Raw genomic sequence first — 14,593 nt, forward strand, 5'->3', positions numbered from 1 at the left:
GGCAACACGGCGCCCACCACGATCAACACGCCCAGCGCCGGCCACGGATGCGCCCGCAACACGTCCAAACCCCAAGGCCAATGCCCCTGTTCCGCGGCCGGCCCACCCAACACCCCGCCCAGAGCCGCCACCACGGCCCCCACCACGACCAGACCCCCAGCCACCACGTTCCGCATGCCCACGACGACCCACCCCCGCCGAGAGGCTATCCACGCACCCACGGAACCGCCGCGCCTTTCGAACCGAAAGACCACACCCGCCGGCATCGCCGACCGTGGAAACGGCCGTGGCCTGCTCACCAATCCGGCGGACGTGTTCGCGGTGTCGGTCGAGAAGGGAGGAGGCCGCCCGAACGGGCCCGGGCCGCGCTCTCTCCGGGAGCGATGAACACATCGCCGAAGACGGCCCGGGTGGCCGGTGCGTCCGGCGTGGTCCGTGCAGTTCGCCGGACCACTCGTGTTGCACGGCCCGTTCCCCCGTGTGGTGACCGTGAGGCGGGGCCTTCGACTCGTGCCGGACCGGACCCCGCCGCCGGTCGATCCCGCGGTGTATGTGGGAGGTTGGGCGTCGTCGTGTCCGGCCGGTGCGGAATACGGGGGTGTCGGGGTGGTCGTTCGGGTGCTCGCGGGGCGGTACGAGTTGGTGCGGTTCGTGGGTCGGGGCGGGATGGGCGAGGTGTGGGAGGGCTTGGACCGCGTGATCGAACGGCGGGTCGCGGTCAAACTCCTCGCCCACGAGCCGGGCGACGAGTCGGGCACGGCCTTGTTCTTCCGGGAGGCGCGTGCCGCGGGCGCGTTGCACCACCCCGGCGTGGTCACCGTCCACGACCTCGGCAAGGACGATGCGGACGGGTCGCTGTTCCTGGTCATGGAGTTCCTGCGGGGCCGTGATCTGGCGTCGATGCTGCGCGAGAGCGGTGCGCCGCCGGTGGCGGTGGCGGTGGAGTGGGCCGCGCAGACGGCCGCGGCGCTGGCGCGTGCGCACGCGTCGAACGTGGTGCACCGGGACCTGAAGCCGGCGAACCTGATGCTCACCGACGACGGAGTGGTGAAGATCCTGGACTTCGGGATCGCGCGGTTCGTGGAATCCACCAACCGCTCCAGCAAGGTCATGGGCACCCTGGCGTACATGCCGCCGGAGCGGTTCGACGAACACCCCGGCGACGCCCGCTCGGACCTGTACTCCCTCGGGTGCGTCCTGCACGAACTTCTCACCGGCGACGTCCCCTTCGACGCGAGCGGCCCGGTCGCGATGATGAACGCACACCTGCGCAGGACCCCCACCCGGCCCGGCGATCTGCGCCCCGACGTGCCCGCGGCCCTGGACGACCTCGTCCTCGAACTCCTCGCCAAGAACCCCGCGGACAGGCCCGCCGACGCCGACGACGTCCACCGGCGCCTGCGCGGCCTGCCCGCGCGGGCGGTCTCCGCACCCGAGCGGCTTGCGCCACCGCCGGCGGCGGCACCGCCCACCGAACCCAACCCGCGCGTGCCACCGTTGGCCGGACACGCCGCAGGCCCGGCCACGCGTCTGCCGACGATCACCGCGCCGGTCACGCCACCTCCGGCCGGCCCCGACCCGCACGACTCCCCGAAGTCGCAACCCGCCGCGGACGAGCGAGGCGACGACGACCTGGAGACCTCCGGGAGCACGCCCGCGTCGCCGGGGCGGCGCCGGTTCCTGTGGCTGGCCGCGGGCGCCGCAAGCGCCCTCACCGGGGGCGGCGCCGCAACCGCCCTCGTCCTGGGCCGTCACACCACCGCGCCGGAAAAACCCCTCGTGACGAGACTGTGGACGTACACCACGGCCGACAGGGTCACCTCCTCGCCGACGGTGGCGAACGGCGTTGTCTACGTCGGCAGTTGGGACCACAACGTATACGCCCTGGACGCCGCGACCGGCATCGAGAAGCGGAGGTACCCCACCGGGCGCCGCGTCCTCTCGTCGCCCGCGGTCGTGGGCGGCGTGCTCTACGTCGGTACCGGCGACGGCAGGTTGTACGCGCTGGACGCCGCGACCGGCGACCAGAAGTGGTGGTACTCCACCGGGTACGACGTCCCGACGCCCGCGGTGGCGAACGGCATGGTCTACACCAGCCGTTGGGACCGCAACGTTTGCGCGCTGGACGCCGCGACCGGCAACGAGAAGTGGAGGTACCCCACAGAGCACCCCGTCGTCTCGTCGCCGGCAGTCGTGGACCGCGTGGTCTACGTCGGCGGCGGCGAAGTCGTGTTCGCGCTGGACGCCGCGACCGGCACCGAGAAATGGCGCCACACCATCGAAAGCGAAGTCTCGACGCCCGCCGTGGCGAACGGCGTGGTCTACGTCGCTGGCAGGAACGGCAACGTGTTCGCGCTGGATGCCGCGACCGGCACCGAGAAATGGCACCACACCACCTATGGCGTCTCGCCGCCGGCGGTGGTGGACGCCGTGGTCTACATCGGCAGCTTGGCCACCGCGGTGTACGCGCTGGACGCCGCGACCGGCACCGAGAAGTGGAGGTACCCCACCAGGGACCTCGTCGAACCGTCGCCGGCGGTGGTGGATGGCGTGGTCTACATCTGCAGCAATGACCGCAACGTGTACGCGCTGGACGCCGCGACCGGCACCGAGAAGTGGAGGTACCCCACCGGGGACCTCGTCGAATGGTCGCCGGTGGTGGCGGGGGGTGTGATCTACATCAGCGACGACCACGACGTATACGCCCTGCGGGACACCACCTGAGCCGGCCGCATACGGGAGCGCCCGCGACCGTCGCGCATGCGCGCCGCCCCCGGTCGACCGGGTCCCGTGTCTCGGCCACCCCCACGGGCACACCAGCCCGACGGCCCGACGCTCGCGGCCGGACGAATCCGGGATCGGAGAACGGCCGGTGGACTCGGTGTTGGTCAGGACCTCGATCCAGCCGAACTCGCCCGCACAGTCGGCCTCCAGGCAGATCCGGCCGTCGGCGGTGACGGCGAAGACCACTGCGGCGCAGACCGGGCCCGGTGCGCGTACGTGCGCCACGCAGGCGCGTTCGACGTCGCTGGGTGGCGTGATCGGGACGTGGCGGCAGCCGGCCGCCGGGGTGATGCGCCGGTCGAGAGCGCCGCCGGTGGTAATGAACGCGGCGACCGCGCATGCGTGTGACACCGGCCCGTCCGCAGGGATTCGAGAATCCGTGCATCACGGCGGTCCGGGCCGGCTTCGAGCCGGGCGGGAGTAAACGGTTCCGCGGGTGTGTCCACGTACCCGGTCCGCGTGTCCCGATCAGTGGGTGCGGTCGCGTGTGCGATGAGGGCCTCGAGTTCCGGGGCCGGCCATCGGCGGGCGTCGGCGAGGGGGACGTGGTGTCGGCCGGTGGCGATGTCCTCGAGGAGGTCGTCGAGGGTGACGCCCGGGCCGACGTCGCGGGTGGTGGCGGGGGTGGTTCCGGTCCAGGCCCAGCGCAGGGCGGCGGCGAGGGCGTGGCGTTCGTCGGTGGGGGTGAGACGGATGTGGGTGTCGGGTGTGCTGTGCAGGAGTCGGCGGGCGACGCCGGGTGTGGTGGCGTGGTCCATGCCGCCCCGGTAGGGGCCCGCCGATGGCAACAGGTCGGGGTGGTGGGTGTATTCGTGGTCGACGAAGACGGGCTCGTCGCCGGGGCCGATCAGGATGTTCCAGGGTGGGAGTCGCCGTGGCGCCATCCGGCGGCGTTCAGGCGCTCCAGTGCCGTGAACGCCCGGTAGGCGATCGCGGTCAGGCGCGGTGCGAAGTCGGGCGGCGGGTCGGGGACGCGGCCTCGGGCGCACCACTGCCACAGGTCGACGCCGGGCAGGAACTCCACCGCGGTCCAGGCCCTTTCGCCGACGTGTCCGTGTCGGCCGTCGGCGGGATGCAGACCCCGGGCGAGCAGCAACCGCACGGCGCGGGCCTCGTGCAGGAGCAGGGCCGCGGCGGCCGGATCGGTCATGGTCTTGATCTTCCAGCGGCCGGCCCGCCAGGCGTCGGCGTGGTGCGTGGTCAGGGGGCGGGGCTCGTCGGTGACGTCGAGGGCGGCGAGGGCGGCGGCGAGCAGCGGGTCCATCGTCACATCCTCGCGCGTGCGCTCGCGGTGCGGTGTCGGGTGGCGGTGGTTGCGCGGGTGTCGTGCGTGAGGAGGCGGGCGATCTCGGCCGAGATCGGCAGGCCGGTGAGGGCTTCGATCCAGCCGAACTCGCCCGCGCGGTTGGTCTCCAGGTAGGTCCGGCCTTCGGCGGTGACGACGAAGTCCAGCGGGGCGTAGACCAGGCCGCGTTCGCGCACGGGTTCCACGCAGGCGCGTTCGACGTCGGCGGGTGGCGTGATCGCGGCGTGGCGGCAGTCGGCGGCCGGGGCGGTGCGCCAGTCGAGGGCGCCGTCGGTGGTGATCGACGCGGCGAACGCGAAACGCGCGGTGCTGCGGGTACCGGACGGGCCGCAGGCCCGGGCCGTGTTCACGGTGACGCCGGCGTCGGTGGGGGGGCTGTACGAGGTCGGGGTGCTGTACTGCCTCGGCGACGCCGGCGCCGCCCTGCACGCCGGACGCGACCTCCACCCGGGGCGGTTCCCCACCGCCGAACGGCGTGGACGCCTGCACACCGACCTCGCCCGCGCCTGGTGGCAACTCGGCAAACCCGAACAGACCGCCGCCGCGCTGGCCGCCGCCCACCACGAAGCACCCGGCGAGGTCCGCGACCGGCCCACCATCCGCCGCGTCGTCACCGAACTCGCCGAACGACACCCCAAGGCCATCGGCGTCCGCGACCTTCTCACCACCACCGGGATCCGTTGAGGGTATCGGCCCGCGTTCGTAGGTGTCGGTCGCGTGTGCGTCGACACCCTCCTCCGACGCGCAATCACGGGTTCCCGATGGCATCGATGATGTGCGGGGCGGAGGCCAGGCGCAGTTGGGCGGGCTGGAACTTGCCGGGGCCGGGTGTGGTGTAGCCCAGGACCACGACCCGAAGGCGGGTCCCGTCCGGGTACCAGCCGTCCGTGTCCCGCCACACCGGCTCCGCGTACTCCGGCTCCAGCAGCCCGACCTCGCCGTTCGGCATCTCGACCATCATTCCGAAGGGGCGGTGACGGACCACGACCGCATCCACCACCGTGCCCCGCGTATAGCCGTTCGCCATCGGTCCCCCAGCCCCTCGTCGGAATCCCTCGCCGTACGATGCGCGAACGCCGCGACAGGCCCGGGACGTTCCCGGAAGGGATCCCCAGATCGCGACACGCAGCACGTGATCACCGCATCGCATCAAGGTCGGTCCCTGCACCCGCGAAGGGCCATACTGCACGTCGTGGACCGCGAAGACCTGATTGCCGCCCTCGAACGACATGGGACCGATGCCGCCGGCCGGGCTGCTCTGGCTTTGCGGGCCGGGGCTTCCTTCCGGATATGGGCCGAATCATCGGCGCCGGCCCGCCAACTCCTCGACGTTTGGGCGTGGCGGGCGCAATGCATGGCGGAGGATGGCACCGTCGCCCTCAAGGACTTCGAACAGGGCTTGCCGGCCCTTCGACGTGCCGGAGATACACCGGTCGCGTTGGGGCGAGCGGACATGACCGAAGGCACGCACCTCGTCTTCCTGACCGCCGATCCGGGCTCATGCGTTGCCGTGCTGTAACCGCGCGCACGCAGCCCCAGGGTCGGCTGCCTGGCCGGGCGGAGCAGATCAGGCCCCGATACGCTGGGGCGATGACCGGGTTCGACGACACCGACCGGCGGCAACTCGCCCTGGTGTTGCACGAGTACGCCGAGCACGTCCTGGACCAGTCGGCCCTGCTGCGGGTGCGGACGAAGTACGGGGACGCGTACCTCGAGATGTTCCGTACGTTCCCCCCGGGCACCACCGACGGCTACTTCCACTCGATCGACCCTCTGCTGCCGCCGCTCGGCGCGCGGGAGAACCGGTTCACCCCCGCCCACGAGATCCGACTCGCCGTCCTGCTCCACGCGTACGCCGAACACGAACTCGACCAGTGGACCGCGCTGGAGACACGCACCACCCGAGGTCCGGTCCACATCGGGATCACCAACTCGACTCCCCACAGCGGGACCCACGACGACGCCCGATCGCTCGATCACCTCCTCCCCACACCGGCCACCGACAACCGAAGCGACACCCGCTGAACCCGGTCGACTCCGAGCGGTTCCCTTCCGCGGGGTCCTCTGCGGAAGGCTCTGCGGTCGGCGCCGCCCGGGAACGGCCGCGGCTCGTCCACACCCGTCCGGCCTTGTGGGCGCCCGGCGGGTCCTGGCAGGTTGGGGGCGTGATCCTGTCGTTCGTGCGTGAGGGGCGTGCCGGTTCGGTGGAGGCGATCGTCGAGCGGGTCGAGGATCCCGCCGCGGTCGGACAGACGGCCGAGGCCCTGGGCTTCCCCTGTCTGACCGCCCGCGTCACCCACCCCGGTCGCGGCTACGGTGCCATGTTCGGCTGGGTCCAGCTCGTGTGCTCCAGCGACGACGCGTCGGGCGGCGCGGTGTTCGGGATGGACCCGTTCGTACTCTTCCCCGATGCCCGTTCGCCCTACTGCTACTTCGGCCTGGCCCCGACCCTGTTCGACTCCCCTGCCAGACTCGACCGCGCGCCGATGTCCTGGCTCGCCCACACCTTCCTGGCCTGGACCCCGATCACCGAGACCATCCAACGCCACGTCGTCCCACTCGTCGGGTTCGCCTGGGGCTTCGACATCGACACCACCGGGAACATCACGATCCACGGGCCCACGCCGCTGCCCGACACCGCCTGGACCGGCCACCTCCCCCCTCCTGCGCGCACACCACCGCGCGTGGACCTTCGCCCCACAACGCACCGCGCGAGACCGGAACACATAGCGCGCGACAGCGCCCTGCTCAGGGTAGGGCCGGCACTCGGATTCGTCGGGCCGCCGGACGGCACGAGGCTGTATATACCGCGGCAATCGACGATGCCGTGGACGAGCGGCGAGCCGACGACTACGCCCTGGAACGGGCGTGGACGCTGGTGTCGCGCAGGTCGAGCTCGTCGGCGCAGCGGTCGATCAGGCGGACAGCGCCGGGGCGTCCCGAAAACCGTTGGTGGAGGAGATGCCGACGATGGATCCGCCACGCGCCTCGACGATCATGCCGATCGGCCGCACACCGTACACCGGCACGTTGAGGCCGCCGAACCGGGACACGGCGGTCTTGACGCCCTTCTGCCGGTCGGCTTCGGAGGTGACGCCGAGTTGGACGTGGCAGGCGTCGTCGCCGAGCGTCCGGCCCTCTTTGTCAAGCACGTCGTCGAGGGCGACGAAGTGGCGGACGTGGGATCGCCGTGGAAGTCGTCGCCGACCTCGCGCCGCCGCCGATCGCCGGTCGACGCCTCGAAACGTGCGGCCGGGCTGCTCGACGCCGGCACCGGCGGAGGCGTCGATTGCGCCGTAGACGCGCCCCGCCGCGACTCCTGCCGACCCGACCCGACCCGGCGCGGAGCGGCGCGGGCGGCGCCCTGGCGGTCAGCTGCCATCGATCAAGCGGGTGGCGAGGTTCGGGTCGAAGGTGCCGGCCGCAGTACCAGGGGCGTTACCGCACGGGCCATCGGAGTCACCCGGCACCTTGATCCACAGTTCGTACTCGGCACCGCCGGTCCCCGCCCGGGACGGTTTGCCGAGCTTGCTGCCGGCCGGGTTGCACCACGCACCGTTGGCACCGCCGTTGCCGTTGCGACTGGTGTCGATCAGGTACTTGGCGGTTCGTGCCCCGCCGTTCGGCAGCGCGGCGCGGACCTTCTCGGCGTAACCGGCCGAGTCCGCCGTGGTCTTGTAGTTCGAGACGTTGACCGCGAATCCGCGCACATTGGCCACTCCGGCCCTGGCCAGCCGCGAGGCCATGGTGGTGGGCTCGATCCAACCCGCGTTGCCGCCGTCGAGGTAGACCTTGGCGTTGGGTGCCTTGGCCTTGAACTGCTCGGTGGCGTAGCGCAACAGGGCGAAGCGGGCATCGCGTCCCTGAGTCGACATGCAGTCGACGTTGGCCACGGCGTCGGGTTCGATCACCACGATCGCCGAGCGGTCGCCTACCGCGCCGGCGAAGTCGGAGATCCAACGGCGGTAGGCGTCCGGACCGGCGGCGCCGCCGGCGGACGCGGCGCCGCAGTCCCGGTCCGGGATGTTGTAAGGCACCAGGATCGGCGTGCTCCGCGTGGCGGCGGCAGCGTCGACGTACGTACGCACCGCCTTGCCGATGTCCCCGCTCCAGGCGCCGAACCAGCGTCCTCCGGCCTGCGAGGCGATCGCGGTGCGAATCGTCGCCGCACGCGGGTCGGAGCCGTGCTCCCGTACCCACGCCGCCGCGTTGTTCATCGGGTCGGTGTAGAACTTCTCGCCCGGACTCGTCGGAGGGACCTTGATGGCGGGCGAGGACGTCGTCGTGCCGGCCGGCGGGGAAGCGGAGATCGGTGGGGCGACGGGGGTGTCGGCCGGCCTCGCACCGGGGCGGGAGGAGGCCGAGGGTTTCGCGGGCACTCCGGGGATCGGCGAACCGGTCGGCCGCAGCGACACGTTGTCCACGGTCGCCTGGAACCCCTCGGCGCGCCCCCCGAATTGGAAGGTGACCTGGGTCGCGTCGATGCCGGGCATGGCCAGGAAGCGCAGCGTATGCCCGGCGGTCTTCCCGGCGAACGTGACGGTTCGGTCCAAGACGGTCCTGTAGGGCGGGAGATACGACTGGACGGTGATCCGAACCTTGGCGGTCACGGTCGCCGAGGCGTCGAAGGAAAGCGTGTACACGGCGAGGTTCGTCAGATGCAGACCGCCTTGCCCGAGCATCGAATCCCAGGGCGCGCGGGTGCGGTCGGGCACCGTAATTCGCGCCCGCCCCTCCACGGTCTCGGCCGTGGTCGCACCGGTGGTCCACCAATAGGCGGGTTCCGGCTCGAAGGCCCCGTTGGTGACGAGATCCTCGTTGCCGGCCGCGGGCGTGGCCTGCCCGACGCCCGCCAGGCCCACGACACAAGTCATCGCCAAGATTGTCGCCGCCATCGTGCGCCGAGCATGCATGTGTCCTCCGTGAGCCCGAGCGAACGGTTGGCTTGCCGACAAGCTAGGACCTCGTTCACGGCATCGCTATCCACCGAACGCGAATCGAGGAACCGGTGCGAAGTCGGGAAGCGGGAATCGGCGGGCGGTCGTCTCGCGATCCGGGTGATGGGGCCCGGGTGGTGTATGCGGTTCGCCGCCGATCGACCGGAGCGTCTGTCCGACGAGCCCCGGTTCGGCCCCCTCGCCGGCCGGGTACGGGTGGGCCGGGCTCCTCACCGGAGCCGACTGGCGCGGACCGATCCGAGGCGAGCATGCCCTGATGGGCTGCTCGTTCCGGAGCGGCCTGCGCGACGCGTGCCCAACGGGTTTATGGCGGGGTGCCGGAACCATGCCGCCCCCGGTCGTCACTTGGCGTAGTTGTGGACGGCGGCCGTTCGGGGCGCTGCCGGCGCCGAGCCTGTTCGGGGACCTGTCGGTGGGCGGCTGTGTCGCAGTGGTACCGGCGATCGTGGTGATCCGCCCGGCTTCGCCGCTGGTGTCGTTGGTGGGTACCGCCGGTGGTGATTCGGCGCGTCCGTGTCGCCGGTCCGGCCGCGCCGGCCGGGAGGCCGCCGGGGTTCGCCTCGCAGGCGGCAGCACGCCCGGAGTTCGGGGTATGTCGACGGCGCCCCGGGCGTTGCGGGGATGGTGGATGGGGCGGCCGGGGCGCATGCCGGACCGGGGGTTGGTGCGGGTGGCGCGGAGGCCGTCGATGGGGTTGGGGTGGATGGCGGGCAGCCCTGGAGTCAGGCGCTGTCGCCGTCCACCCGCACCCCCTCCTTCCGAGCCACGTCACACCCCATCAACCCCCGCGTGAATCGTTCATGTCCCGGGTGTCGTCCACGGACCCTCGCCGGCCGCTCCCGCGGGAACCGGCCGTGCTCGGCCACGCCTTCCCGTGCGCGTGGAACCGGCGGCCCGGCGCCGGCTCGTTCACGATGCGCGGACTCCACGCCCGAATGGCGAGCGTTCCGGCGGCCCATCCACGCCGAACGCGACAGGCACACCCGGCCCGCACGACCGCGGTGCTTCCGGGCGGGAGGCACCCGCGCAACCCCGGCCCACGGGCCCTGTGACGCCGGGCGTCAGGCGGCGGCGCGGGGCGTGTCGCCGATGCGGCGCAGTGCGTCGTTCAGGTCGGATTGGGTGTGGTCGAGCCAGGTGGTGGTGAAGTCGGTGCCGGCGGTGGTGTGGTCGGGGCGCCGGTGCAGGCGGGGGTCCTCGTCCGGGTCGGCGGCGCGGGCGCGGGCGACGGCGTGGCCGGCGCGTGCGGCTGTGGCGAGTTCCTCGCCGGCGGCGTCCAGGTAGGCACGGTTGGCGGGTTCGGTGACCTTCGCGAGGTTGGTGGGGTCGGTCAGGGCGCGAGCGATGGCCTCGAGGGTTCTTCCGGTGAGCTTGCGGGCGGTCAACGCCGGGGGCAGTCCCGGGAGTTTGGCCAAGTGCGCGTGCCAGCGAGCGCGGGCACGTCGCCGTGGACTTCCCCGAGGGTGGTATCAGCCACATCGACGAGATCTTCACCGACGGCCTCGTCCATGTGTCCAATCTGCCGCAGGCCGAGGGCAGATGGGCGACGATGCCGCGCACGGCGGCCGAATCCCACTACCTGCTCCGGGCCCCGCTGAACGACCCCGAGCACGTCCTCGAACAACTCGCCTCGATCCACGACACGACCAGGGTCGGCGCCGAGGACCTCGACGGCACGCCCACCACCCACTATCGCGGGGCACTCCTCGAGGACGCGATCACCCTGCGCATCACCGAGAAGATACGCACCGGACTCCCGGACATCGCACCACTGTTCCCCGACGGTCGGCTGAGCATCCCCGCCGACGTGTGGCTGAGCACCGAGGGCCGCGTCGTCCGCACCCGACTGACACTCCAACAGGCGGGCATGGACGTCGTCACCACCACGGCCCTCTCCCGCCACGGCACCCCGGTCCACGTCGACGCACCCGCGACCGAACAAACCGTGCCCGTCGACACCATCAAAGGCGTCCTCCCCGGCTGACCGTCACCCCGCCCCGGTCCCGGACACCACACCCGCCAGGGCGGCGCGGGCGTTCGACGGACGCGGGGCGAACGTGTCGGTGCACGGGTGTGGGGTGTCGGCCGGGACGGGTGTGCGAGGATGCGCGCGTCCCCCAGGCAATCCAGTGATCGGTCGGCCCTGTTCATGCACACCGCCCGCGGGCGTCTCATCGCCGCCGCCGTAGTTCCCCTGCTCCTGGCGACCGGGGCGTGTCGGTCCGGCTCGGACGAGGCCCGTGATCCGAAACACTCCCCCAACGGCCCTGCCGCTGCTGCGAGTTCGCCCGCGGTCGCGTCGAGGGGCGCGTCCGAGGCGGCGCAGGCTGGGGAGTTCACCGTCGAGCGGTTGCGGGCGGCCTGGGTCGTACCGGGCGACCTGCCGTCGGGGTGGACGCCGACCGGGGAGGTCACCCGGCCGGCGCTGAACTCCAGGGCGACCAGGCCACAGTGTCAGCCGATCGCCGACCTTCAGGACCTCTCCGGGCCCGCCGCGCCCACGGCCGTGACCCACCTCGGACTGGACTTCGAGGACGCACCCGGCACCGTCAACGCGGTGAGCATCGCCGTGCTCCCCGGAGACGGCGCGGCCAAGGCCGTGGAGGCGGCCCGGAGGGCGTTGCCGTCGTGTGGCGACTTCGCGGTGTGGACCGACGACCCCGCCGATCCGGGTGCCACCGCCGAGTACGCACTGACCGGCGGCCCGGGCCACGCCATCGGCGACGACAGCCTGACGATGGACTTCGACACGGGCGAGCAGTACTCGTCCGTCGTCACCGTGGTGCGGGTCGGGCCGATACTGCTCAGAGGCACCTCCGTGGGCATGTACGGTCCGCGGCCGACGGCGATCCCCAAGGCCGTCATGAAGGCCCAGGCCGACAAGATCGCCGGGCCGACACGCCCCGCACGATGAGATCGAAAACGGAGGCCCGCCCCGTGGGGCGGCTCGAGGCGGCCCCGTCGCCTCGGCTGTGCGGTGCCGATCGTCCGTACGAGCCGGCCGCCGGGATATTTCGCCGGCACGCTCGAGTGGCGCCCGCACAAGGTCGCCGCATGGCGACTCCTCTGCCCGGATGGGCCCTTCGTAACGCGCGTGGGGTGTGTCCGCATCTCGCCGTGGACGACGCGTCGTTGCTGCGGGTCTTTCATCCGGGCCGGCGCACGTTCGACCGGGAGCCTCGGCGTAGGCGATCATGCCACGCGGACCGCAGCCACCCTGTGACCGGCGAGGTCGGGGTGGAATGCGCTCAGTGCAGGATTTCGACACGCATCCTTTCCTTCGGCGTGGCGATGTCCCAGTAGCGAACAGTGCCCCGGGCGCCATTGAAGGCGCCCGTGCCGCCGGTGATGGCCATGTCGAGCGTACTCGCTTCGTTCGTCCGCAGTGATTGCATCGTCAGAGAGCCACGCTCGAGTTCCAGCGTGATCACGGCCTGCGACGTGATCTTGTCGCCCTCGACGTGCACGACCTGAGATGTCCCGGCCCCATATCCGACTTTGCGGCCGTTCTCTACGGCGGTGGCGCAGTAGGCGCTCATATCGCCCAGGCTCGGCCCTGCCGGACCGAGATCGATAGGCTTGTACTCAAGATCCCTGAGCTGGAGTTCGAAGACCTCGACCCGTTCTTTTTTCGAGGTATCGGCATCCGCGCTGCCCACGGCGAAGACCCCGACCGCGGCGGTGACCAGCGACAGTGCGGCGAATTTCGAGATCATGGATCGTGTGGTGTTGTTTCCCATGGTGGAACCTCCTCATTATTGCGATTCTCTTGTGCGAACAACGTGAGGCGGTGGCGTACGCCGTCGATCCCGCCGGTCGCCGATGTCACCGTTGCCTCGTCCACTTCGGCGAACCCGCCGCCGGCCGTGCCGTGCGCCGACACGCGTCCGCCGTCGGCCGCCAACACGAAGGCCCGGGTGCCGAGTTCGCCTCCGACGCCGTCCAGGAGCACGTTCACGGATCGGGTCCGCGAAGGCGTCCCGAACCTTGCCCGTCCATCCGTCCTGTGTGTGGTCGACGACGGCGTCGGCGCCCAACGACCGCGCCAGTGTCGGCTTCCGTTCGCCTCGCGCCACGCCGACGACCCGTGCTCCGGTCCGGCGGCGTGTACGAGATGCCGGTTCCGGTCACGCCGTCGTGCGCGAGCGCGGCCGCGTCCCGCGGATCCGGGCCGTCCGGTACGAGCACCGAGCGATCGGTGCCGGTGACGACGGGTTCGGCGTACGAGCCGCTCGTTCCGGCGCCGGCCACGACCCGGCGGCCGATCCACACCGAGTCCACGCCGGAACCGACGGACACGACGGTCCCGGCAGCCGCGCCACCAAGCGCGTGGGGCCGGCCGATGCCGAACGCCTCCCCCCAACCGCCGCGGATCCGCGTCGCGACGCAGATCGTGTCCACAGCCCCGGCCCGCATCTCGTCCACACCCCCTCGTCCGCGAGGCGACCGGGAACTCCGCCCGCCCGGTCACGAGTACAGTCTCAAACCTGAACCGGACTTGAAGTCAAGCGAGTTGCCCGACAAGCCGCGGAACGCGGTCTCGATCGTTCCCGCGCCGTCGCGTGCCGCGCCGTATCCGACCAGCCTGTGGAGCCGCCTCCTTGCTGCGCCGCACGGACGACGGGACGTCGGCTCCTTCCCGTTCCCCGCGGCCCGGACTACGGCGGTTCGTCGACCGACGCCCACGCCCCCGCTCCACCCCGCGAGCCCCGTACGGGAACCGACGGGAACACCTCGACATCACCCGACACACGTAGAACGGTGTCCGGGCCCGGCCTCCGGGTTGCGGACCGGCGTATGCGTCCACTCGAGCACACCGTCTCGATGGGCACCGTCCCGGACCTCCTCCGGGGTGAGTCTGGTCAAGCGCTGCCGGATGAAAATCCGGCAGGACGGCATCGACTCCTTGCGCAGGGTCTGCCGGCTGCCCTCTCCTCCCACGAAGACGATCCCGAAGTCGGTGGTGCGCTCCCGGCCGGCTGCCGCCACCCTGTTCCGACCGCGGCTTGGCGGTCTTCCACGCGGCCGACGCGTCCCGCCGTCCCGGTCGAGTCGCTCGGACATCCGGAACGATGCTGCGGGGTTGAACGGTGACACGCCGGTTGTGGGATCCGCAGCCGCCGGGCTCGCTGTTCAACCCTCCTGGGGTTAGTCGATGTTGACGGGCGTCGGCCGTCCGAGGCTGTCACCATGCGGCAGGTCGTGCTTCGCCGCCGAGACGTCGAACCCGCCTGCGGAAGCCCTCGTCACTGGGTACGCGACTGCGTCGCGTGGACGACCGAGTATCGGGGCGTGACCGTACCGATGGCAGCCGCCATCGCGGACACCGAATCCGCGCTCCACGCCTCGTGCGTCACCCTTCGCGCGGCCGGCGCGCGGCTCCTCACACGCGCCCAGGCGGCGGGCACCGCGCGCGGCGACCTCGACGGCGACGACCTCTTCGCGCTGGTGGCCATACTCGCCTGGCCCGGCGACCAACTCGCACTGAAGCCACGCGCGGATCACCTCTTCGACGTCGTCGCAAGAGCGACCCCGACCGGCCCGG

15 protein-coding genes and 1 pseudogene are annotated in these 14,593 nt (G+C 71.6%); 7 read left to right on the forward strand and 9 right to left on the reverse strand.

Annotation, left to right across the window (positions count from 1 at the left end):
• Positions 1 to 606 precede the first annotated feature (606 nt).
• Complete coding sequence (locus ACWGR4_RS30710) at positions 607 to 2,724, forward strand: outer membrane protein assembly factor BamB family protein (protein ID WP_452132985.1); 2,118 nt, start codon at positions 607 to 609, stop codon at positions 2,722 to 2,724.
• A gap of 907 nt (positions 2,725 to 3,631) precedes the next feature.
• On the opposite strand, the gene ACWGR4_RS30715 is transcribed toward ACWGR4_RS30710, so the two are convergent.
• Both ACWGR4_RS30715 and ACWGR4_RS30720 read right to left on the reverse strand, forming a co-directional pair.
• Complete coding sequence (locus ACWGR4_RS30715; RefSeq protein ID WP_452132984.1) at positions 3,632 to 4,048, reverse strand: hypothetical protein; 417 nt, start codon at positions 4,046 to 4,048, stop codon at positions 3,632 to 3,634.
• A 2-nt stretch (positions 4,049 to 4,050) separates the two neighbouring features.
• Positions 4,051 to 4,440: a hypothetical protein gene (locus ACWGR4_RS30720; protein WP_452132983.1), complete on the reverse strand. Its 390-nt coding sequence runs from the start codon at positions 4,438 to 4,440 to the stop codon at positions 4,051 to 4,053.
• Here ACWGR4_RS30720 and ACWGR4_RS30725 point away from each other — a divergent pair.
• On the forward strand, positions 4,433 to 4,774 hold the full coding sequence (locus tag ACWGR4_RS30725; protein ID WP_452132982.1) for a hypothetical protein: 342 nt from the start codon (positions 4,433 to 4,435) through the stop codon (positions 4,772 to 4,774). The two genes, ACWGR4_RS30720 and ACWGR4_RS30725, sit on opposite strands and share 8 nt — an antisense overlap.
• A 64-nt stretch (positions 4,775 to 4,838) precedes the next feature.
• Here the strand turns inward: ACWGR4_RS30725 and ACWGR4_RS30730 are convergent, their stop codons facing one another.
• Positions 4,839 to 5,117, reverse strand: a complete 279-nt coding sequence (locus tag ACWGR4_RS30730) for a hypothetical protein (protein ID WP_452132981.1) — start codon at positions 5,115 to 5,117, stop codon at positions 4,839 to 4,841.
• 165 nt (positions 5,118 to 5,282) lie between these two features.
• On the opposite strand from ACWGR4_RS30730, the gene ACWGR4_RS30735 reads away from it, so the two are divergent.
• Together ACWGR4_RS30735 and ACWGR4_RS30740 are read left to right on the forward strand one after the other, a co-directional pair.
• Positions 5,283 to 5,609 (forward strand): hypothetical protein, encoded by a 327-nt coding sequence (locus ACWGR4_RS30735; protein WP_452132980.1) that lies wholly within the window; start codon positions 5,283 to 5,285, stop codon positions 5,607 to 5,609.
• A gap of 71 nt (positions 5,610 to 5,680) precedes the next feature.
• Positions 5,681 to 6,115 carry a hypothetical protein gene (locus ACWGR4_RS30740; RefSeq protein WP_452132979.1) on the forward strand — a complete coding sequence of 145 codons (435 nt, stop codon included), beginning with the start codon at positions 5,681 to 5,683 and terminating at the stop codon, positions 6,113 to 6,115.
• Between the two features lie 890 nt (positions 6,116 to 7,005).
• Here ACWGR4_RS30740 and ACWGR4_RS30745 read toward each other — a convergent pair.
• From ACWGR4_RS30745 to ACWGR4_RS30755, 3 genes are all read right to left on the reverse strand, one after another.
• Positions 7,006 to 7,242, reverse strand: coding sequence for a hypothetical protein (locus tag ACWGR4_RS30745; protein WP_452132978.1), 237 nt, complete (start codon positions 7,240 to 7,242; stop codon positions 7,006 to 7,008).
• 219 nt (positions 7,243 to 7,461) lie between these two features.
• Positions 7,462 to 8,964 (reverse strand): glycoside hydrolase family 6 protein, encoded by a 1,503-nt coding sequence (locus ACWGR4_RS30750; protein ID WP_452132977.1) that lies wholly within the window; start codon positions 8,962 to 8,964, stop codon positions 7,462 to 7,464.
• Positions 8,965 to 10,109: 1,145 nt separating this feature from the next.
• Positions 10,110 to 10,463, reverse strand: a complete 354-nt coding sequence (locus ACWGR4_RS30755) for a hypothetical protein (protein WP_452132976.1) — start codon at positions 10,461 to 10,463, stop codon at positions 10,110 to 10,112.
• A gap of 32 nt (positions 10,464 to 10,495) precedes the next feature.
• Between ACWGR4_RS30755 and ACWGR4_RS30760 the strand changes: the two genes are divergently transcribed.
• Entirely contained in the window at positions 10,496 to 11,032 is a 537-nt protein-coding gene (locus ACWGR4_RS30760) for a hypothetical protein (protein ID WP_452132975.1), read from the forward strand.
• A gap of 165 nt (positions 11,033 to 11,197) precedes the next feature.
• Positions 11,198 to 11,962 carry a hypothetical protein gene (locus ACWGR4_RS30765; protein ID WP_452132974.1) on the forward strand — a complete coding sequence of 255 codons (765 nt, stop codon included), beginning with the start codon at positions 11,198 to 11,200 and terminating at the stop codon, positions 11,960 to 11,962.
• A 334-nt stretch (positions 11,963 to 12,296) separates the two neighbouring features.
• On the opposite strand, the gene ACWGR4_RS30770 is transcribed toward ACWGR4_RS30765, so the two are convergent.
• Genes ACWGR4_RS30770 through ACWGR4_RS30780 form a run of 3 tightly spaced genes read right to left on the reverse strand, consistent with a single transcriptional unit; the run spans position 12,297 to position 13,464 of the window.
• On the reverse strand, positions 12,297 to 12,788 hold the full coding sequence (locus ACWGR4_RS30770) for an allene oxide cyclase barrel-like domain-containing protein (RefSeq protein ID WP_452132973.1): 492 nt from the start codon (positions 12,786 to 12,788) through the stop codon (positions 12,297 to 12,299).
• On the reverse strand, positions 12,761 to 13,006 hold the full coding sequence (locus tag ACWGR4_RS30775) for a hypothetical protein (RefSeq protein ID WP_452132972.1): 246 nt from the start codon (positions 13,004 to 13,006) through the stop codon (positions 12,761 to 12,763). The genes ACWGR4_RS30770 and ACWGR4_RS30775 overlap by 28 nt, the downstream gene beginning before the upstream one ends.
• Positions 13,003 to 13,464 carry an alcohol dehydrogenase catalytic domain-containing protein gene (locus ACWGR4_RS30780; protein ID WP_452132991.1) on the reverse strand — a complete coding sequence of 154 codons (462 nt, stop codon included), beginning with the start codon at positions 13,462 to 13,464 and terminating at the stop codon, positions 13,003 to 13,005. Before ACWGR4_RS30780 ends, ACWGR4_RS30775 begins: the two co-directional genes overlap by 4 nt.
• A gap of 799 nt (positions 13,465 to 14,263) precedes the next feature.
• Between ACWGR4_RS30780 and ACWGR4_RS30785 the strand changes: the two are divergent.
• Positions 14,264 to 14,589 (forward strand): annotated as a pseudogene (locus ACWGR4_RS30785) (SbtR family transcriptional regulator); the annotation flags it as partial.
• Between the last annotated feature and the right edge of the window lie 4 nt (positions 14,590 to 14,593).

The sequence above is a fragment of the Embleya sp. NPDC055664 genome (assembly GCF_053618075.1).

Bases quoted from the DNA above. Each gene is read 5' to 3' on its own strand.
- ACWGR4_RS30715 (WP_452132984.1), bottom strand. From the start codon at position 4,048: ATGGACCCGCTGCTCGCCGCCGCCCTCGCCGCCCTCGACGTCACCGAC.
- ACWGR4_RS30730 (WP_452132981.1), bottom strand. From the start codon at position 5,117: ATGGCGAACGGCTATACGCGGGGCACGGTGGTGGATGCGGTCGTGGTC.
- ACWGR4_RS30740 (WP_452132979.1), top strand. From the start codon at position 5,681: ATGACCGGGTTCGACGACACCGACCGGCGGCAACTCGCCCTGGTGTTG.
- ACWGR4_RS30750 (WP_452132977.1), bottom strand. From the start codon at position 8,964: ATGACTTGTGTCGTGGGCCTGGCGGGCGTCGGGCAGGCCACGCCCGCG.
- ACWGR4_RS30765 (WP_452132974.1), top strand. From the start codon at position 11,198: ATGCACACCGCCCGCGGGCGTCTCATCGCCGCCGCCGTAGTTCCCCTG.
- ACWGR4_RS30770 (WP_452132973.1), bottom strand. From the start codon at position 12,788: ATGGGAAACAACACCACACGATCCATGATCTCGAAATTCGCCGCACTG.
- ACWGR4_RS30780 (WP_452132991.1), bottom strand. From the start codon at position 13,464: ATGCGGGCCGGGGCTGTGGACACGATCTGCGTCGCGACGCGGATCCGC.